Raw genomic sequence first — 19,196 nt, forward strand, 5'->3', positions numbered from 1 at the left:
GATCGCGTGAGCTGCGATGTTCCGGGGGCACCGCTGGGGAGCGGTCATGTGCGTCGGGCGCGTGTCTTCTTGATTTCCCAGTGCGCCTCGATGACATGGCCAAGTCCACCATGAAAGCACTCGGCCAACCGTTGCTGCCGAACTCTCGCCTGGGAATGACTCTGCACATGCAGAGCGCTTCCGGATCCGAGTCATGTCGCTATGGTGCTCAGATGCAGGAGTAGATGGAGGCCGAACAGGGGATAGCGAATGGCAATGATCAGGCCCAATAAAGGAGATTTAAGTGTGGACAATGTCCATACCCCCTTTGGCCTAACAAAGCTCTCCTCAATCAGGCCTCTGAACCCCAGCAACGAGTCAAAACCAGGAACTTTGACTCCGGATCTCGAAGTCATGTTGCGCTCAGTCCTCCTCCCCATGAAGAGGTGAAGGCCAACCACGACCTACCCGACGAACCACGAGAGGAACACATAACCCCACTTCAGAGCCAGCGGAGGGCCGACCAGCCACGACCTTGGACCCGCTCCCCCACAAGTTCACAGGCGACCCGCGGCGCCAGGCACACCCCGCGGCCAGTGTCAGAGGGACCAGACCAACCAGAATGTACACACATTAAAGCAAAAACCCCCTCTGACGAGGGGGTATGCCGTGCCCGAGGTGGGACTCGAACGCGATTCCCGGCCTTGTTATTGCTGGGTTCCCGCGGAAACCTGCGGAATCCGGGGCAGTCCGATGGGTGTACGAAGCAGTCCGGGGTGGAAAGTGTGGACATTGTCCACACTCTCTTTTTTGCCCGGCAACCAGTGCGACGAGAGACGTCCCTGCTGACGCAGCGTACGGAGAGTTGAACCCCAAACCAGGGGTTCGACGGACTGGAACTTCCCAACCCGGCCACGGGCAAGAATCCCTCATCGTGTCACCTCCTTTCACAGTTCAATGGTGGGTCCGGATCGCAGCCATATGACTTCTCTTATCCGAGAGATCAGGCCCAATACCGGATTCCCCTGATGTGCCGAGGGTGTGCTCCGGAACCAGTACCTTGCAACTTACGGGTCCGTCATCGTCGACATGAGCTCTCCCTCGAGGCATGATCAGGTTAGTTCGCTGTCTCAGTCCCGCCATTCAATCGCAAAGAGCAACCTGGTTGCCTCCAGGCTGCTCATGGTCGGCGGCTGAGTATCGATAGGACTGGAACCAGCCACAGATAGGCGTTAGTCTGCCAAGATTTCTGCAGACTAAGGTTGGGCGAAGGCCAGGAGCCACTATGTCGGACATCTTCCTTTTCGATTTCGCGAGCTGCAAGGTATTTCCCTAGCTCAGGTAAGGTGCATGTGTGGCCGATTTCACGGAGTTGCAACTTCAGATGGCGGCGCTCGATGAGCTTACTCGGGACGCCTATGTAGAGGAAGTTCTTGTCATTCCAATGGATGGTGCGGCGGCAATGGACTGGAAACGAATGGCTTCCAGGGGCGGTGAAGACTGGGTCTATGCAGTCCGTGGCAGCAAGACTCTGGCAGTCGACAGGCCGTCACATCTAGCCCACCGCAATCCCGTCGAGGGTGTCGTCTTCTCGCCACTCCACTCCCAACTTGTGGGTTGGTGGTTATTCCACGCTTGGCGGAGCGTTGACCTTTTGAAGACCGGCATTGAATCTTCCTCGAGTGGCACCACAAGCGTCGCCGCTGTCACCTCACGGGCTCTCTTAGAAGAACTCGGATGCCTAGTAACTGAGCTGGGTTTGATCCGGAAGGCGTGGGAGACAGCCAAGCTTCCGGACGTCGACACCGTTCGTCGGGCTGAGTTGTTGGGAGGTGATCTCGTTCCCCTAATGACAAGATTGCTATTTGCAAGTCGAATGTCCAGCAAACCGGCCAACGCTCCAAGTGCCACTAATGTGCTTACCTACATCTCAAAGCTGGACAAGCTCTCCAAAAGTTCCAAGTTTTCTGATTGGTACGACTGGCTGTCGGATGCCTCGCACCCCGCCTTCGGAGCGCGTCTCGTATATGTGACCAATCCGCTGCGGCACGCGTCCGGATCAACTGCACTACGTCTACACAGTCGATCGCCCCTCCGTCTCGTCGACCCTACTGGCGACCAGGTTAACTTCACTTATGACATCGAAGATAGAGCTGGCGCGGCGCTCGAAACTTGCGGACTGCTCCTCGTTGAGCACCTGTATGCGGCGCTCAGATTAGTGGACGATTTCGGGCTCACTACTTCCGCGTCGGCGATGACGCAACGCACGTACTGGCGAAATCTCCTCCCCGTTCAGCCGACAGAAGCATGCCCGTGCAAATGCGGTCCATGGGCACAGAGCTTGCACGCCTGGAGAACGGAAGTCCCTTCATCTCCCCTAATAACCACATAACTTGAGCCTCTGACCAGAATTCGGCAGTTTCGCTGCTGTGTCGGTTTAACAATCCTTCATGATGAGCACCACACATTCAGCGAAAACCGCTCTTGGTTCAGCGGCCTTCGTTGACAGGCTTTGCGGAGTCCGCCTCGCGTCCGAGGATTCAAAGGGGTTCGGATGAGGATCAGACCATGCAGGAGGAACCCTCTTGTCTCCGGCTGGTAAGGCAAAGGGGCCGATGAGGAATCTGCGCCGGGAAAATTGTCGGGACCTCGGAACATGCCTTTACAGGCCCCGGGGTCGCAATGCTCACGCATAGGCTGATCTGGGGAGTCGTCGCACAGGCCTTGCGCCGTCCGGTGGAAACTCTCCGCCTTCAGCTCCTCGTCTTGCTTTGGTTAAGAGTCTTGGGCTTGCCTTTGCCATTGTCCGCAGCTTCTCTGGCCGTGGCCTTACCAATGTCGCTTCGGTTACTCCCGTAAACTGCACATATGAGTTTCGCGGCCCACGTCCTAAGTGTAATGATCGCTTCTCCCTCTGATCTCCCCGATGCCCGTAATGCGGTCCAGGAAGCCATCTACGGATGGAACGAAGCCAACGCTCGGAACAAGGGAGTTGTATTGCAACCATGGAGATGGGAGACGTCAGCCGTCCCTATGGTTGGAGGGCGCGCCCAAGCGCTCATAAACACGCAGGGCGTGGACAGATCTGACATTGTTTTCGCGCTATTCGGTAGTCGTCTAGGTAGCCCAACATCCGAAGCAGCGTCTGGGACGGCCGAGGAAATAGAGCGTGCTGTCGAGCTTGGCAAACCAGTCCATGTCTACTTTTCTAATGCCCCATTGCCCTCGGACGTCGATGTGGAGCAACTCTCCGCTCTTCGTGAGTTCAAGAAGGCCATGCAGGATAAAAGCCTCCTCGGTGAGTTCAACAGCGCAAGTGAGCTTACCTACGAAGTGTGGAAAGCGATCGAACACGATCTCGTCACTTTGAACCTGGGCGAACCATCCTTGCACCAGCGTAACAAGGGTGTCGATTTCATTGTCCAACCACACTCAGAACGTGAGGTAGCGGGATACAGCTCGAATGGCTCGCCTCGCTACACCACTAACCACTGGCTGGAGGTGACGAACGACGGCGGAAAAGACGCAGAGAACGTACGGTTCGAGAATGCAAACCCCGAGTCATCAATGCACCTCTTCTCTGATGACGAGCCAACCATCATTCATCGTGGACAAGCCAGGAGGGTTGGCGCAGCCTTCACCATGGGAGGCTCCGGGCAGCCCATACTCCGAATTTTGTGGACTGAGGACGGGCAAGAAAGATCCCGCGAATTTCACGTTGGATAGGTTCACCACGAAGGGCTGTAGCACACGTCTACCTACATCAGGATGGAATTTTGAGCACCAATAAGCGCCGAGTGGAGACTGTTGCTTATGTGGTGAGGTATTGGATTGGTCGCTGGAAGTGGTTGGCAGCCAGTTTAGTATCCGCCGCTGTGGGCCTCATTGGGGCCTTTTCGACCATTCCCCTGACGATCAACCTTGTGTTTGCGATTGGCGCATTCTTCCTTATATTTGTGGAAGCCAAAGCTCAGCTCAAACGTTGGCGATCTGTTTCTTTCAGAAGGCGTAGTGCCGATTCTTTCTCAGATGTTCTGGGTCAGCTTGAAGGAAACAAGCGATTCAGGCCTCAGGTCTTCCCTCACGGCATCTTTATTCACGACGTTACGTTGAGCTCAAAGATCCGCAGCGGTCTCGTCAAAGCCCGAGTCATAAACGAGCAATACACAACGCCACCAGAAATAGGTGACCTGGGTCTACGTTATTTAAGCCAAGCACTACCCGGCGCCCGACGACTGCATGATGGCGATGTTCTTGGTTGGAACACAGACATCGGTCGGACATCGAACATAGACATCAATGAGATAGAGATGCAACCTGCCACATTCTTCCAAAAACTCCAGACAGACGAGTTTGCTCTTTGGGATGTGAAAAGCAGGGGAACTCAAGATGCCAAATATGGTCGCAGTCTTTTCATTGACACCTCTCACAACATTCGCGATCTCGGAAAGTCCTGGTTGCTTAATGGGATAGGAACCTCCACTCTGGCATTCACATCAGACGGAAAGCTAGTCGTCATCGAGCAGAGCAAACGTAACGCCCGCAGTCGGGGACTCTACGCGCCGAGCGGGTCCGGATCTCTCGAAGCAAGAGACTTCGGACGTCTTGCATCAACAACCTTGGATCACTTAGCTGCGAACGGTGCAAATCGAGAACTGGAAGAGGAAGCTGGAGTCGCTGAAAGTGAAATCGTGGAAAGCCAGTTCCTCGGCTTTGGTAGGTGGCTTGACAAGGCGGCGTGTCCTGAGCTCTTTACCATCACTCGCCTCTCAGTAAGTTCCGATGAGCTAGACCGACGTCCCATACCTGCGAAGGAAAAGGGCTTCGTTGACGATCGAACGACGATACGACTTTCTGCCGACGAGGCAGACTGGCTGGTTGACACACCAGAACGCATGCTTCCTGATATCTATCGGCCGAGGGCATCAGTTCCCCTGCTGGCGGCTTTATCCCTTTTGGCCGAGACGTCGTCTTGGGGCTACCCGGAATGGCTGCCCGCACCGACGGGGTAGGTCCGGGCTATTCATGCCAAATGCGGTGAAGGTTCCGGCCAGGGTCATCACGAAGCGCCTAAGACGATCTCACCTAGAGTGACCGCAGTATGGCCCTAAGTTGCCCCGCATCTCGGAGCACAAAGTTCGGGGCAGCCCTGCGCGATAGGCATTGAAACGGCTCCGGGTTCTGCTGGCATTCACATGCAACCGTGGCGATCGCGAACACCATACACTGGTCCGCTCCGTCCCCGCACAACGAGTGCCGATAACGGCGCTTATGACTTCTGTCGCGTAGATCCAAGTCGGTCAGCCAGGACAGCAGAGGGTGCTCAGGTCCGCCGAACATTCAGCATTCGTGGAGATGCTGTCCTCCGGCAGCGACTTATCCTGTACAGGGGACCGGCCCATTCGCGGCGTCTGCGATATGCCACCTTTGGTCAATGGCCTCGACCCCGGCACGCGATGACGCCGTCCCTCAATCTCCCATTACAGGGTTCCGATGCGACTGAAGCGTTCTATCCAGCAGCTTCATGTGTTGTTTGCCCGTCGCTGATGTCATCGAACACTACGACGCCATCATCCAATTCGGTGTGTCGGTCAGGATGGCCGGAGGCAGCATGTCTGCACCCGGCCCGTATGCAGACATGATGCCTCCGAGCCGGATACTTCTTATACCCCGACGGTACGCAGCTCACGCTGATCGAACAACCGGACTGAACAAGTCCGCGCAAATCTTGGTCCGCCGGTTTAAGCGGTGCAAACCGGTTACATCTGAGTCATGGTGCGACGGCATGACCCGTCCATGAAAGACCAGAAGCAAAATCGCTGCTTGTCATTCCGGTATCAAAATCCTCGCCGTTCACCTAACAACAAACCACGGCATGTGCGGGGACCCTGCGGAGAGTTGGGTGTTCGCTCCAGAGTCGGACACCAACCCTTCAGCCGAGTGTTTCGATCCCCATCAGAGCAGCGATCGGACTCAACGACCACAGTTACAACGAGCAAGATATGGGAACAGGACGATGAATGCGCTCACGATAAAGGACCCCGCCGATCTGCTCAGCTTCATCGGGCACACGCTGGGCTTCTGGCCCAAAGAAAGCCTTGTCTGCATCACCCTCAACCAGAACAACGTCGGCGCCACACTGCGCACGACCTCCCCCAGCAACCAGGGCAGGAACTCCTGTACGCCCGAACCGTCACCAGCTACCTCACCAGCGACACGAACGCTAACAGCATCGTCTTCGCCCTCTACACATCAGCCCAGCCCGAACCCGGGCAATCGAAACCCCACGCCGCGACCATCGCAGCCCTCACCGGCACTCTCGCCGGCAACGGCATCACAATCCGCGACGGCATCTTCGTCGGAGAGACCACCTACTCCCCCTTCGACGACGAAATCGGCCAAACACTTACCTTCCCCGTCAGCAAAACCCAGTTCAGCCAAGTCAACGCCGAATTTATCTACCGCGGCAGCACCATCGCACCTTCTAACCAGGTGATCCTCCCGGAGGCGACTGACAAAGCAGAGCACGCGACCGCCGTCGAAGACCACCAGCAAACAATCCTGAGTCAGCCGCCAGCAGCAGCCGTCCAAAAGGCCCATGACCTCTGGACCGCAATGCTGAACACAGGTGAATACCCGAACGACGACGACACCACAGCGCTGATCTCCTACTTCCAGTTCCCGCACATCCGTGATCAGCTCATGGCAGACATCCCCGGCATCAACGAACCAGCCCACCACATCCTTTTCGCCCAAACCCAGACACCACCTCAATGGTCAAGGATCGAATGGGCCCAACAATTACTCCTCCACGCCTACACCAGAACCAGCCCACAACACGCAGCACCCATACTCACCACCATCGGCTACATCAACTGGTGGCAAGGCAGAGGCTCCAAAGCCCACCAGTTCATGCAGCTCGCCCTCGACAGCGACCCCGCCTACCGCTTCGCCAGACTCAGCGACCAAATGCTCGGAGCCGGCATCATCGCCGGGTGGAACACCAACAAAGACACCGCCTACAAAACCCGCCTCGACATGCCGTAAATGAGGCTGACCAGCGCGAGGTAGACGTGGATAGGCCCGTGCATCCCTACCGGGTCGTTGGTGGCTTGCTTGACGAATCGTCCGATAACAGCGTCAAAGTACCGTAGTAGAAGCTGCTGCGAGAATTCTGTTCCTTACACCTCGAGATAATCTCACGCGTTGGTGCCTCCGAGTCTGATGACCTGGCTCCATGGCTTGCCTAGTAGTTCCCAGAGTCGCATGGAATCGCTGACTCCCACGTTCGTCACAGGCTTGACGAACTGCAGACTGGCAGCCTTCATTTCATCATCTGGTGCACCGGCGCCTATCCATTCAGATACAGATATGGCTGAATGGAACTCGTCAATGTCCGCTCATCGTACGTGTCCCCATATCGTTATTCAGGCGCGTCATGAATGACTCGGCTGGCCACTCCCCTCACTGACGGAACATCTTGATCGGCGCTCCACGTACGAACTGGGAGTAGTTGCAAGAACTCTGCCATTCAACGAATTTCCGCGTTTCCACCGTAAGCCTTGTAGATAGCGCGGCCATCAGATGACATGATTCAGGCATGGATTCCGTCGTTGCAACAGCCATTGATGTCCTGAACGCAGTACGAATGCCATTGGGTCCAGGCCTATCCACTACCGAGCTCGCCAATGTCGAACATGAGTTTGGTATCGAGTTCAGCCCCGACCATGCGCAGCTACTGAGTTTGGTAACGCCGATGGGTCCCGGATGGGCTGATTGGAGGGGCGATCCTAATGGGATCCACGAGCGGCTAAGCTGGCCTCTGGATGGCGTCTTGTACGACGTGGAACACAATGCTTTTTGGCCTAACATTTGGGGACCTAGGCCCAACGACATGGCTACTGCTTTGCGTGTTGGACGGGAAAGCATGCAATCCGTGCCCACGCTGATTCCCCTTTACGCGCACCGTTATGTGCTGGCAGCGCCAGCGTCTGAGGAAAGTTCCGTGTTTTCGGTTTACCAAACCGAAGTGATCTACTACGGCAGGAATATTGCCGCCTACTTTGCGGCCGAGTTTCTTGGTCAGCCCGATTCCAAACCACCAATTCAAATCGATTTTTGGTCGGACCTAGCGCAAGGCCGATGGCTGTAGTCGCTCGCCCAAGCATGTGTCCAAGTATTGCGCGTGGCTAGGCGAGCAACCCCGCTGAGTGCGGCCCGCGGCGACCAGGGAACGCCTCATCTATCGCTCTTCACATTTATTCCGTCGCCGAGGACCGGGAGTTGGTCGCTGGACTTGGTATGACTTTCTTGCCCTGTCACTAATGACCGAGGGGTGTCGCTAGGTTCGGAGACACGCGCTGATTGCTGATAAGGACCCGGCTGGCTCCTTCCGAGGGGCCAGATCTCTTTGTAACGTGGGTGCCAGCATCGGGTGTCGTGACTGCGGCCAAAAGTGGTGCAAAGAAGCGCCGGATGGACGAACGATACGAGATCTTCTGCGCGCTTGATGACGGTAAGCCCGAGCATCGTGCTGCTGCGTTGAACGCAACCGGCGAGCGGGTTTTCGACAAGCCGTTGCCGCAGGACTAGGAAGAACACGATGGATGCCGAGAAGTTGCCCGATGCGGTCACCGGCAGTGTCTCGACGTCGGACACGCACAATTGGGCTTGCGCGTCGACGGAGTCCTATCGCACCGTGATCACCGACGCACTCCCAGGTCAACGCGGAGTCGACGTATAGGCGCCGCCGTAGACCGATTGGTGGGCGACGATGCCTTCTGCATCCCGGGAGACGCCCATCGCGTCGACCTGCAGGCCGGACCGGGTGCGTGCGGCAAACACGCCCGCGACGCCTCGGCCCGCAATCGAGTTCGAGATCGGCACCGCGTGGGGTGTACGGCGTCGGCGGCGGTGAGCAGTGCGTCGACTTCCGGCTTTGTCAGGATGTCCCATCGAAGCGGCCTGGTGCACCGCCGCCCCTACGCCCGCCCCGGGGGTCCGGCTGCTGCGCCGACACGCTCTGGCTCCCCGGCAACCCGCATCCGTGCCCTGGAAGGAAACCACAGGCTCCACCTCAAGTGGGGAACACCTCGATGACCGGCACAAAATGTCAGTGAAAGCCAACACCGCGATCGCCCGCGAGCTTTCGGCTGGTGCTGGTCACTGGCGTCCCGCGCTCCAGCCGAAGACATCGTCATGCGGTACCAACCCGCGAATATGAGCCTGATACTGCAGTCGAAAAAGACACGCCAACACCCACACCACGACCCGGCCGGCGACACGGTGAGCGGCCCTCGGAACCACAAACCCCCGAGCCGCTTCACCTCTACCTCTTGACAACCGCACCTATATATCAGCGGGGCACCAGGTGCGGAGACATCTTGGCGGCAGCTTTCAGCAGTTCGATTGGGCCCGCGGCAACTCCACCGACGAGCTCGAAGCACCTATTTTTGGTGAAAGCCATGCCGGTATCCGACAACCCAAAGCAGCAGAACCATAAGCATCCACGCAGTCCGCTCTTTCCAATCAGGAAGTGAGTGGAATCGGGCTGCGACCGGCAGCTCGACGGAAAGGCGGTCTCGGGAGTCCTCAGGTAGTCCGTCGACGGTAAAGCAGAGCAGCGAGGGCAACTCCCAAAATGAGCGCTGCGCCATTGACCCAATCGTTCACGTACGGGGTAGCTCCAGCCAAGCTCAATCCGTTGTTCAGCACGGCGAGGAAGTAGACGGCAATGATAAGGCCCCACACGTTGAACCGACCAGGCTTCACCGAGGCGGCACTGAGGAAGGCAGCAGCAAAGGCGGGAAGCAGAAAGGACGCTCCCACGTTGGGTGACGCGCCACCGGCACGGGAGACGTAAAGGAACCCACCCACCGCGCAGAGCACACCTCCAACAATGAAAGCTGTCGCACGCAGCCCGTCAGTGCGCAGACCCACCAACTTGGCAGCTTCGATGTTGGAGCCGACAGCGGATATCTGGCGTCCAAGCGAGGTGTGGTCCAACATGAAGTAGGTTGACGCAGCGATGGCCAGCAGCGCAAAGAATATGATCGGCACACCTCCGATCTCGGCGGTTCCGAATGCCGACATAAAGTCCGGGATGTTGGCCGAGACGGCCCTACCACCTGTTTGCTGGAGGATGACACCCGTGAGGATTGTCCCCATGCCCAACGTAGCGATGACGCCATTGACATGCAGTCGGGTGACGATCACCGCGTTTAGGCCTCCGACAACGAGTCCGATGAGCAATGCCAGCCCGAGTGCGCCCAGCGAACTGCCCGTGTCTGTGGCAAACTGCGCCACCATGACCCCGGAAAGTGCGGCGATACTGCCAACCGAGAGGTCGAATTCCTTAGTCATCAAGGGAAGCAGCACTCCCAGCGAGATCACACCGATCACGACTTGGCTGGACAGAAGAATTTGCAGGTTCGCCACCGTTGCGAAAGTCGAGGACGTCTCAGGCCAGAACCAAAAGAACAGTGTAATCGCCACCAAGAGAACCACCAGTATGTAAGACTCAAGGAAGCGATTCAGGCGACCATTTCCCATAGCCCGCCGATTCGCTTTGCGCTCGTGCATCTGCATTTCCGTCCCTGGTGCCACGCTCGCGGTGCCAGAGGCATTACTCGGTTCGGTCGTTTGCGACGTGTTGTTCATAGTGCTTTCTCCTGTGCGTAAACGCTTTTGGTGAGGTTCTCCTCGGTCAAGGGACCATCCACGGCCGAAACGACGTTGCCGTCACTGACCACGACAGCGCGGTGCGCCAATGCAGCGAGCTCATCGAAGTCAGAGGAGATCACAAGCACGGCGGTTCCGGCCGCAGCCGCAGCGCGCACCAAGTCGTGTATTTCATTTCGAGCACCGATATCCACACCCTGGGTCGGTTCATCGAGCAATAGAACCTTCGGGCGACGTTGCATCCATCGGGCGAGCATCACCTTTTGTTGATTGCCACCTGAAAGCGCAATCAACGGTGTCGAACTGTTGGGGGCAACGACCGCGAACTCCTCGATCTGCTTGTTCGCAGCTTGCCGCTCACGGGACGGGCTAATCCAGCCGAAGCGCGAGAGCCCGCTCAAGCAGCTGATCGAGAGGTTGTCTGCGATACTCAAATCCGGAAAGGCCGCTTCATGCAGCCGGTCTTCAGGGACTAACCCGATGCCGCATTTCATCGCGTCTCGTATTTTGGAAGGTGCCAGAGGTTGACTTCCGATGACCACCTGCAGATCCTTGCGCGGCACGACACCGAAAATCTGCTTGAGGAGTCGGGAGCGACCGGAGCCCAACAGACCGGCGACGGCGACGATCTCGCCTTTTCGAAGCACAAGCGCATCTGAGACCTCCCCATAGGCTATGGCACTCCGCCGGAGCGTCAACACTGGCTCGCTAAGGCACGGCACTTCCCCAGGTTGCCCATGCGTCGACACCTCTGGTGCCTTCGGTGGAGCCGTGGTGGGGGACAAACTCCCGACAACAACACCAGTAATCCCCGATACCAAGGCGTCATGGGTGATTTCAGCTCCGAACAGGCGAGCCGCTACCCGGCCATTGCGGAGCACAGTCGCCTCATCGGCGATCGCAGTGACTTCGTCTAGCCGATGGGACACGTAGATGATCGTCTGCCCGTCCGCGGCATACCGACGAAGCGCATCGAGCAGCAGATCGACCTCATGCTTAGGCAGACTCGCCGTCGGTTCGTCAAGTACGAGCACTCCTCGCTCAGCCGTGTCGTCCTGGTCCTGCAATGCTCGAGCTATCGCCACCATCATCTGCGTTGCTGCCGACAGTCGGTCCATCGGCGTCTCCGGAGCGACGTTGATCTCGAACCGTTGGAGCACATCGCGGGCCCGCGCCATTTGGGCTCTCCAAGATATGGACTTCATCGCAGTCAACTCGAACCCACGACTCAGCGCTAAGTTCTCGGCAACCGTCAGGTCAGGAAAGATGGAGTTCTGCTGGTGCACGAAGTGCAGCCCTGCTGCCTTCGCTCGAGCCGGCGTGTGCGAACGCGCGTCGGACCATTCACGGCCGAATGCCAAGTGTCCTTGATCAGCCGTCACGATGCCGGCCATGACCTTGATGAACGTGGACTTTCCGGATCCATTCCCGCCCATCAAGGCGTGGATCGCACCAGTTGAAACCCCAATGGACACCTCGTTCAAAGCGCGTGTTCCGCCGTAAGTTTTGCTGATGGTCTTAGCGCCCAGCGCCACGGTCGGACTTGTCAAAGCGTCTCCAAGGCCGAGGTTGATCTGACCTGTCATGGCCGCTCCCGGTCGGTACTGAGAATCAGCTCACTAATGCCAAAGATCATGGTCAATCATTCCGATCGGTCTCGCGGATTTGTGCCGGGACCTCCGGCCAGACCGACACCGTTGGTTCCCGAACGTCGTCGCCCAACATCGTCAAGTGCAACTCCACTGAGGCGCCGGCGTCGAGAAATAGCTACCTGCCATATGAAGATGCATGATCATCCTTGTTCCGGTCGATCACCAACGGTGTCCCGCGGCTGTGTCGGCGGAGGGAGTGGGCGCGTTGTGGTCATCCCATTCTGGAAGCCCAGCGACGATGAGTCCAACACATGTTTGTCATTGCACCTATCTCATGCCACGATCAATGGATGGATTTGCAAGGGATGCGTTATGTCGTGGCTGTCGCTGAGGAGGCCAACTTCACGAGGGCGGCCGCCAAGTGCTTTGTGGCACAGTCCGCTTTAAGTCATCGGATTAAAGCGATGGAAAAAGAGCTTGGCGTCGCCCTGTTCAGCCGCATGAGTAGGCGGGTGGAGCTAACGGCGGCGGGCACAGCGTTCATTTCCGCCGCGCGTGCGTGCCTCCTGGCAGCGGAGCGCGCCGTGGTCGACGCTGCGGCGGCTGCGGGTCACATTAGGGGGCGTCTGAGGGTGGGAGTAATTCCGACCGTGACCGCCATCGATATACCTGCGGCCTTAAAGACGTTTCATCGTGCGCACCCTCAGGTACCAATCGCGCTGCAGATGGCAGGCAGCGAGGAACTCGAGGCGTCGATCATCCGCGGGGATATGGACATTGCGCTCCTCGGTCTTCCCGAAAATCGCGACCCGCACGGTGTTGCATGGCGCCAATTAGGGTCTGACCGCCTTGTGGCCGTGGTAAGTCGTGATCACGCTTTGACGCACTTTCGCGAGATCACTCTGAGCGATCTCGCCCAGGAAACGTTTGCGGACTTTCCTGCAGGCACTCCGGCTCGCGCTGAGAGCGATCAGGCGTTTGCCGCAGCGGGCATCCAGCGTGAAGTAGCTTTTGAGTCGACGGCAATTGGACTCACAATAGATCTGATCCGGCAGAACTTGGCCATCGCACTTCTACCGTCAAAGTTCGCGCCACAGAACTCACGGAACTCCGCGCTGATAAGCCTTCCGATCAGCGACGGACCGTCTCGTGTCGAGTATCTGACCTGGAGCAATTTCAATCCGAGTCCTGCATCTCAGGCATTCCTTGCTCTCGTCAATGAGAACGTCGATCTCTAGGGCCCATCACGTGTTCCAAGGGCGCTGTTCCTCTCATCGTCAGCGTGGAGATCAGCGGCATGATCGGCCGTCCCCATGTTGAATCCGCTATCGGAATAGGACGCGAAGCTCCAGGCGTTCTTCGAGAGCGCCATAAGGGACCTCCGGACTAGCCGAAGTCCAAAAAATGACTCTCGCCTAGCGGGTTCTGGGCTGTACGTTACCGTTCCGAGGCGGCAGGCAATGGCCCCACTAGGGCCGTCCCGCACTACGATCAACCGCAACCGTGCCCTCGGCGACCCACATCACGTGCCGTCGAACAAGCCTAGAGTCGCGTTACGGGCCGAGGTTTTTGGCACCTTCTGCCGGTCGATGCAAAGCTGCTCGATAAGCAGGATCTACTTGGTTCGGTCTCCACGCTTAACCCGGTGCACGGTCCTGACCTACCGGCAGCCCTAAGCGGTTCGTTTTCCCGGGTGAGGTGAGGGCTTTCGTCAGTTGAATGGTGGACTGGTACAACAGTCATCGCCCGCAATGGGGATCGGCTTTCGCACCCGTCTTTCGCACTATGTCGTCGCCAGCGGCGTCTCAATGAACGCTCATAGAGCTTAGCTGCCCCCCAGCCAAACACCCCAATCGATCCAGTAGCGTCAATGCCCCCGATCTTGTACCGCCCCACCCCCAGGTGTGGATCAATGACCCGAATAGAACCTCCTTAACAAAGCAGAGCCACACGCCGGTGTCCTTTGGTGCCCCCAATCAATCTGTATCAGCGATCGGTGTTATGTCAACTATGTATTGGACTCACTGTTTCCGAGATTGCACCATGTGTCTATAGGTCGCACGCCATGTGCTGGCGGGTCACGGCCCCTGGCCTTGAACCCTTCAAAATGGCGTGCGTTATCAAAGGAGAAATGAACATGCATTCGAAACTCTCTCGCCGGAAGCCCTTGGCCGGCGCTGTTGCCGCGTTGGCTGTGGTGACTGCTCTTGCCAGTTGCGGCACAGGCGTGTCATCGGATGCCAACTCCGCAGACAAGACCACCGGGGGCGGCGTCGCCGCCCAGCGCGCCGGGGAGCAGCTCGAGGCTCTCTACGGCAGCGGTACATACCAGGAGCCTGCTAGCGACGGTCCAAAGGGCCAGAAGGGCTATGACGTCGCGCTCGTGATCGCTGGCGTGCAGACGCCGACCGGCACCAAGGTAGCTGAAGCAGCCCAAGAGGCAACGAAGGTCCTTGGCTGGGGTCTCTCAATATACGACGGTCAATACAACCCGTCGGAATACCAAGAAGGTATCCGTCAGGCAATCGTGCAGGATGTCGATGCAATCTGGCTCTACTCGATCGACTGCCCGTTGGTGCAGACCGCGCTGGACGAGGCTAAGAAGGCCAGCATCCCTGTGTTCTCCCATGAGTCGGCAGACTGCAGTGATGTGGACCCCAAGTCAGAGTCCTACTTCGAACGAACACTGCCGTTCGCGGAGGGCGACTTCTCCGATTGGGGCCAGGGCTTGGGTGAAGCTCAGGCGATCTGGCTGCTCGCGAAGCGTGGTGACGAGGCCAATATCATTGAGGTCAGTGTGCCCGAACTGGTTGTGACCAAGGCTGTTTCTGTCGGCTTCAATGCGAAAATGAAGGAGCTGTGCCCGAAGTGTGAGGTCACCACCGTAGAGGTGCAGACCGCCGACTTCGGTCCCCCGCTGCAGGAAAAAATTGCCACCGCGCTGCTGCGCAACCCCGACGCTAACGGCCTAGCCCTCTCCTATGATGACTTGGCTACGGCCGGCGGCTCAGCCGCGGTGATGAAGGCAGCACGCAACGACTCGCTGCTCGTGGTGGCTGGCACTAACTTCGCACCGACAATGGACCTGATCCGAGACGATAAGGGCTTGGACGCTGGATTCGTGTATGACGAGAACTACGCGGCGTGGGCTGCTGTCGATATGATAAACCGGTACTTCGCCGGTGCAGAAAACTCGCCGATCGGTGGTCCGGGACTCGCCGTGGTTGACGCTGACCATGGTTTGGCACCGGAGGGCAAGGACTGGACAACGAATATCGACTTCCGGACCGCCTACAAGAACAATTGGGGCGTCTCCTGAGAACCGGGCTGGGGAGAGCCTTGTCCATTAACAGGGCCTTCCCCAGCCCGCGGGTTGTCCAGCGCGGTACCGACGAGGAATGCTGATCACGCTGGTCCGGCGGGAGGTGCGAGCACCGATGGAGAACTGCTGGTCCTGTGCGGGCTGACCGAGATCGGCAGGGATGCTGAGGCCGTCGTCGGCTCTGAGTGTCGTAGCCGCACCGTTGATCACGACAATCTCACCGGCCTATTGCCGGTGAACATTGGTGGCGTTGCGATCCGGGTCAAACCACTGCCGGTGACGGTGAACCCGGCACTGCAGGCATCGCGCAGGTCGAGGAATTCCGTGGCTCGGTTGGGGTCGGCTGTCGCAGACCAGCCGAACGTGTTGAACGTCGGTTCGATGGACCTGTAGTCAAAGTTTGCGGGTGGAGGCACGTTCCGGGAGAAGACATCCGCGAAGCGGGGCAGAGTGTCAGTAATCTGTTGTTGGAACATCTCAGGGGTGTGACAGCCCCAGCTGTAGGCGCTGTACTTGTGCTGGACACCCAGTTTGATGAGGGTTTTGTTAAGGTTTGTGTTTCCGGGAAGACAACCCCACTCTCGACGGGGCAACCGTAGGGCGTTAATGGATTTCCCAGTTCTCGGACTCCAGGGACACGGTTGCCCGTATAACCTGCAGGTCAAGACTGCCCAGATTCCCAGCGAGGTCTGTGGGTTGTGTCCGGGCCAGATCACCTCGTCAGTGACGCGTGGCCCATATATGGCGTCGGGAAGTGCCGAATCTATTGCCGGGCTGGCGGATGAAACGACGGAACCTGGAGCCCAAATGGTGTCGACGGCCCCCGACAGGCTGGTTCCGGCAACAAAGAGGTCCGGGTGGCGGCCGGCGAGCATAACGGCTCCGTACCTGCCCATCTAGTCGCCAGGAATGGCCCGGTGCGCGCGGTCATCCTTCGTACGGAAGTTCGCGTCAATGAGGGGTACCAGCTGCGTGATGACGAAGGTCTCATACATTGGCGGCCTGTCGGCGCCGTTGTACTCCAGTCGCTCCAGTACCCGAAATGGTCGGCGGGCGAAATAACGATCGATGGGTAGGAGGCTGTCAGGTCTTCGCCCCTGTACGCGGTACGGAACATTGCCTGGCTACCGTTGGTGCCATGCGTTTAGTAGGTGACGGGCCATTCTTGGCCCTCCGTTGTGGCTGCGTACCCACTAGGCAACACCACCTCGATCTTGACCGGCGCGGCGAAGGACGGTGAGGCGACGGTTAGCTCCATTGTCCGTTGAGTGAGCCATCGCTCGTCGATGATGGTCGCACCCGGCACCGAGGCTGTGCCCGGTGTCGCCGGTAAAATCTTCGGCGACAGAAACCTGTGCTGACACCAAGGCTGCTGCCATGCTAAGGGCCATTCCAGGCGTCACCAACGGGGTCCGGGTGGGATGGGAACACCGTGAATCATGCCGAGAAAAATTTTCATGAATTTCTCCGAGACGCCGTCGGGTTGGGAATCGTCCATGTGTTCTGAGGGTCGACATGGTCTGTGAGGGTACGGCTGACAGGGCTCTCGGAACACGGCCCTGTGTCGGTTGCAGCCGCAGACACGCTCTGGCGGCGCCGTCGCCTGGCGGTTCGACATGAAGCTTGTTAGCGCGCAGCTTGCGTGGAGTACAACTATCCCGCGAGGAGGCCCGAGGAACAGGCGCCAACGATGTTGGACAGCTGTGCGGGAGTGGGTTAGTGCTAAATAGACTCCCGTCTCCTAGATTGAAACTGCATAGTCATGCTGAATCCTTGCTGGGTAACGGCTGGTGTGGCGGCGCTTGTCCCGCCGGCCCTAGTGTGGGGTGGTTGCGTTCAGGGAGAGGCGCGTGGTTCGGGTGATGATCTCGGCGAAATCGGACCAAAGAGCTCGGGCGATTTCATGCCCCAGGCCCGGATACAGGTGCAGTTCGGCGTGAGGCAGCTGGTGCCACAGGCGCATTGTCCCTTGGTGTGATATCAGCAGGTCATCCTTGCCGTGAATCAGTGCTGCGGGCACTGTGATTTCAGGTAGCCGTTCGGTGAGGTCAGGCATCTGCCTGATAGCTTCACGTTGGCGGGGTATGCCGGACTGGTCTGGAGCCCGGTCGTACATTTGACCGGCAAGCTGGCGTTGAGCGGATTCGTCGTAGCCATAGGACGGTGACATCGTATTCCGGTTGCCCTCCAGAAAGAACTCGATCGCTTCGTCACGGGTCCTCGGAATGAGGATGTCCCCCTCGAAGACGTTCTCGTTGATGTCCATGCGGGTGGGGGTGGTGTAGAAGAGCACCAGTCCCGCCACCACTTCCGGGTGGTTGAGAGCGACATGTTGGGCGATCAAGCCGCCCATTGATTGTCCAACGATAGTCACCTGATCGATGTCGGCGCTGTCGATAACTTCCCTGACGTCGTTAGCCATGTCCGCGATTGTGTATGTGGTGCCTTCGGGCTCGTGGCGGGAGAGTCCGATATCGCGGTTGTCCATACGCAATACTCGCAGGCCCTTGTCGGTGAGCATGGTGCAGAACTCCTCACGCCAGCCGATGAGTTGGCCGGTGTATCCCTCGAGGAGAAGGACGGGAGGTCCGTCACATGGGCCCTGGCTGTCCCAGTAAACGCCTGATGTGGTTGTGGGCATTTTTTCTACGGGATCCTTGCTTCGTTGGGTAGCGTCAACCGGCCGTGATCGACGTTGACGCGGATCGGGTCACAGATTCCGCCGACGAAGGGCTGGGTTCCGTTGGTGAGTTCGAAAGCCAAGAGGACGGGGTTGCCATCGTGGTCGATTATGCGTCCGCTGTAGAGGCTTGCTCCGCTGAGGTTGGTTGCATGGTCGAGCTCGATTTCATCGTTCCATGGTGCGGCCCAAGTACCGGTGGTTGCCCCCGTCGAACGCCGTTCGCCGGAGATGACCTGGTCATGGGCGGAGAAAAGGATCATCGGCTGCCCATCGATGGTCAACTTCTGAAAGACCTCGAGGTGTGCGAATCCGTGGCGGGGTTCGGTGAGAGGTGGCAGCACGGTCCACGTGAGGAGGTCGGGTGATGTTGCGTGGCCTACAACGCCGCGGTCGATGGAGAGGCCGGTGTTGGCCCGCGCGGTGATGAGCATGTGCCATAGCCCTGCGTCGTCCCGGTACACCCACGGGTCACGCCAGGCCTCCTCGGGCCAATCAGAGTCTCCGAGCGTTTCGTACCAGCGCTGGTCGGCGCGCAACGCGAAGGAAGGGACCTTGGTCCACGTGTGGAGGTCCGTTGACACCGCCATCGTGATGACTTCGATGTTGGAGGTTGTGTCCGCGGAGAGGAACGTGGAACCGGTATAGAACATGAACCAGGTGCCGTCGTCACCGCGGACAATGGAGCCGGTCCAGGTCGCCGTCGCGTCAACCGACCCGGGGGGCCCGGGATTTAGGACAGCACCGTGTTCTGTCCAGTTGCTCAGATCCGTGGACGTTGCATGTCCGACGGTGGCATTCCGGTGCCTCAGTTCAGGGTCATCGAGGGATTTGGGCGCCTGTAGGTAGTAAAGGTGGTGGGTGTTCTCGTGCTGGATGTGCCAGAAGTCCCAGATCCATCGATCAACGGGTGTGAGTGCCAAAATGTGTCCTAACTTGGGCT

14 protein-coding genes are annotated in these 19,196 nt (G+C 58.3%); 7 read left to right on the forward strand and 7 right to left on the reverse strand.

Annotated features, from left to right (window positions below):
- Window positions 1-1,333 precede the first annotated feature (1,333 nt).
- The 4 genes from BACI9J_RS12120 to BACI9J_RS12135 all read left to right on the forward strand — a co-directional run bounded on the left by BACI9J_RS12120 (window position 1,334) and on the right by BACI9J_RS12135 (window position 7,026).
- Window positions 1,334-2,371, forward strand: a complete 1,038-nt coding sequence (locus BACI9J_RS12120; RefSeq protein ID WP_159734606.1) for a hypothetical protein — start codon at window positions 1,334-1,336, stop codon at window positions 2,369-2,371.
- A 476-nt stretch (window positions 2,372-2,847) separates the two neighbouring features.
- Window positions 2,848-3,705: a DUF4062 domain-containing protein gene (locus BACI9J_RS12125; RefSeq protein WP_159734607.1), complete on the forward strand. Its 858-nt coding sequence runs from the start codon at window positions 2,848-2,850 to the stop codon at window positions 3,703-3,705.
- Between the two features lie 50 nt (window positions 3,706-3,755).
- A complete protein-coding gene (locus BACI9J_RS12130) occupies window positions 3,756-4,991 on the forward strand; it encodes a hypothetical protein (RefSeq protein ID WP_159734608.1) in 1,236 nt (411 codons plus the stop codon).
- Between the two features lie 928 nt (window positions 4,992-5,919).
- Window positions 5,920-7,026, forward strand: a complete 1,107-nt coding sequence (locus BACI9J_RS12135; RefSeq protein ID WP_236558674.1) for a DUF4192 family protein — start codon at window positions 5,920-5,922, stop codon at window positions 7,024-7,026.
- Window positions 7,027-7,178: 152 nt separating this feature from the next.
- Here the strand turns inward: BACI9J_RS12135 and BACI9J_RS24625 are convergent, their stop codons facing one another.
- Window positions 7,179-7,307, reverse strand: coding sequence for a hypothetical protein (locus BACI9J_RS24625; protein ID WP_268891952.1), 129 nt, complete (start codon window positions 7,305-7,307; stop codon window positions 7,179-7,181).
- A gap of 272 nt (window positions 7,308-7,579) precedes the next feature.
- On the opposite strand from BACI9J_RS24625, the gene BACI9J_RS12140 reads away from it, so the two are divergent.
- A complete protein-coding gene (locus BACI9J_RS12140; protein ID WP_159734609.1) occupies window positions 7,580-8,131 on the forward strand; it encodes a hypothetical protein in 552 nt (183 codons plus the stop codon).
- A 569-nt stretch (window positions 8,132-8,700) separates the two neighbouring features.
- On the opposite strand, the gene BACI9J_RS12145 is transcribed toward BACI9J_RS12140, so the two are convergent.
- The 3 genes from BACI9J_RS12145 to BACI9J_RS12155 form a co-directional block, all read right to left on the reverse strand.
- Window positions 8,701-8,934 carry a hypothetical protein gene (locus BACI9J_RS12145; RefSeq protein ID WP_159734610.1) on the reverse strand — a complete coding sequence of 78 codons (234 nt, stop codon included), beginning with the start codon at window positions 8,932-8,934 and terminating at the stop codon, window positions 8,701-8,703.
- Window positions 8,935-9,570: 636 nt separating this feature from the next.
- The gene (locus tag BACI9J_RS12150; protein WP_159734611.1) at window positions 9,571-10,638 is read right to left on the reverse strand and encodes an ABC transporter permease; all 1,068 of its coding nucleotides are present in this window, start codon (window positions 10,636-10,638) and stop codon (window positions 9,571-9,573) included.
- Complete coding sequence (locus BACI9J_RS12155; protein ID WP_159734612.1) at window positions 10,635-12,245, reverse strand: sugar ABC transporter ATP-binding protein; 1,611 nt, start codon at window positions 12,243-12,245, stop codon at window positions 10,635-10,637. The genes BACI9J_RS12150 and BACI9J_RS12155 overlap by 4 nt, the downstream gene beginning before the upstream one ends.
- A 317-nt stretch (window positions 12,246-12,562) precedes the next feature.
- Here BACI9J_RS12155 and BACI9J_RS12160 point away from each other — a divergent pair, with 317 nt between their 5' ends.
- Together BACI9J_RS12160 and BACI9J_RS12165 are read left to right on the forward strand one after the other, a co-directional pair.
- The gene (locus tag BACI9J_RS12160) at window positions 12,563-13,489 is read left to right on the forward strand and encodes a LysR family transcriptional regulator (protein ID WP_236558675.1); all 927 of its coding nucleotides are present in this window, start codon (window positions 12,563-12,565) and stop codon (window positions 13,487-13,489) included.
- An 899-nt stretch (window positions 13,490-14,388) separates the two neighbouring features.
- Complete coding sequence (locus tag BACI9J_RS12165; RefSeq protein ID WP_159734613.1) at window positions 14,389-15,570, forward strand: sugar ABC transporter substrate-binding protein; 1,182 nt, start codon at window positions 14,389-14,391, stop codon at window positions 15,568-15,570.
- Window positions 15,571-15,779: 209 nt separating this feature from the next.
- On the opposite strand, the gene BACI9J_RS12170 is transcribed toward BACI9J_RS12165, so the two are convergent.
- The 3 genes from BACI9J_RS12170 to BACI9J_RS12185 all read right to left on the reverse strand — a co-directional run bounded on the left by BACI9J_RS12170 (window position 15,780) and on the right by BACI9J_RS12185 (window position 19,176).
- A complete protein-coding gene (locus tag BACI9J_RS12170) occupies window positions 15,780-16,049 on the reverse strand; it encodes a hypothetical protein (RefSeq protein ID WP_159734614.1) in 270 nt (89 codons plus the stop codon).
- A 1,340-nt stretch (window positions 16,050-17,389) separates the two neighbouring features.
- A complete protein-coding gene (locus tag BACI9J_RS12180) occupies window positions 17,390-18,214 on the reverse strand; it encodes an alpha/beta fold hydrolase (RefSeq protein WP_159734616.1) in 825 nt (274 codons plus the stop codon).
- Between the two features lie 5 nt (window positions 18,215-18,219).
- Window positions 18,220-19,176: a glycosyl hydrolase family 32 gene (locus tag BACI9J_RS12185; RefSeq protein WP_159734617.1), complete on the reverse strand. Its 957-nt coding sequence runs from the start codon at window positions 19,174-19,176 to the stop codon at window positions 18,220-18,222.
- Window positions 19,177-19,196: the final 20 nt, after the last annotated feature.

Origin of the sequence: Arthrobacter sp. 9V, from assembly GCF_902506065.1 — a bacterium.
GTDB lineage: Bacteria > Actinomycetota > Actinomycetes > Actinomycetales > Micrococcaceae > Arthrobacter.

Coding starts and splice junctions, on each gene's coding strand:
- BACI9J_RS12125 (WP_159734607.1), top strand. CDS start 2,848: ATGAGTTTCGCGGCCCACGTCCTAAGTGTAATGATCGCTTCTCCCTCT.
- BACI9J_RS24625 (WP_268891952.1), bottom strand. CDS start 7,307: ATGAAGGCTGCCAGTCTGCAGTTCGTCAAGCCTGTGACGAACGTGGGA.
- BACI9J_RS12140 (WP_159734609.1), top strand. CDS start 7,580: ATGGATTCCGTCGTTGCAACAGCCATTGATGTCCTGAACGCAGTACGA.
- BACI9J_RS12145 (WP_159734610.1), bottom strand. CDS start 8,934: ATGGGACATCCTGACAAAGCCGGAAGTCGACGCACTGCTCACCGCCGC.
- BACI9J_RS12150 (WP_159734611.1), bottom strand. CDS start 10,638: ATGAACAACACGTCGCAAACGACCGAACCGAGTAATGCCTCTGGCACC.
- BACI9J_RS12155 (WP_159734612.1), bottom strand. CDS start 12,245: ATGACAGGTCAGATCAACCTCGGCCTTGGAGACGCTTTGACAAGTCCG.
- BACI9J_RS12160 (WP_236558675.1), top strand. CDS start 12,563: ATGTTTGTCATTGCACCTATCTCATGCCACGATCAATGGATGGATTTG.
- BACI9J_RS12165 (WP_159734613.1), top strand. CDS start 14,389: ATGCATTCGAAACTCTCTCGCCGGAAGCCCTTGGCCGGCGCTGTTGCC.
- BACI9J_RS12170 (WP_159734614.1), bottom strand. CDS start 16,049: ATGTTCCAACAACAGATTACTGACACTCTGCCCCGCTTCGCGGATGTC.
- BACI9J_RS12180 (WP_159734616.1), bottom strand. CDS start 18,214: ATGCCCACAACCACATCAGGCGTTTACTGGGACAGCCAGGGCCCATGT.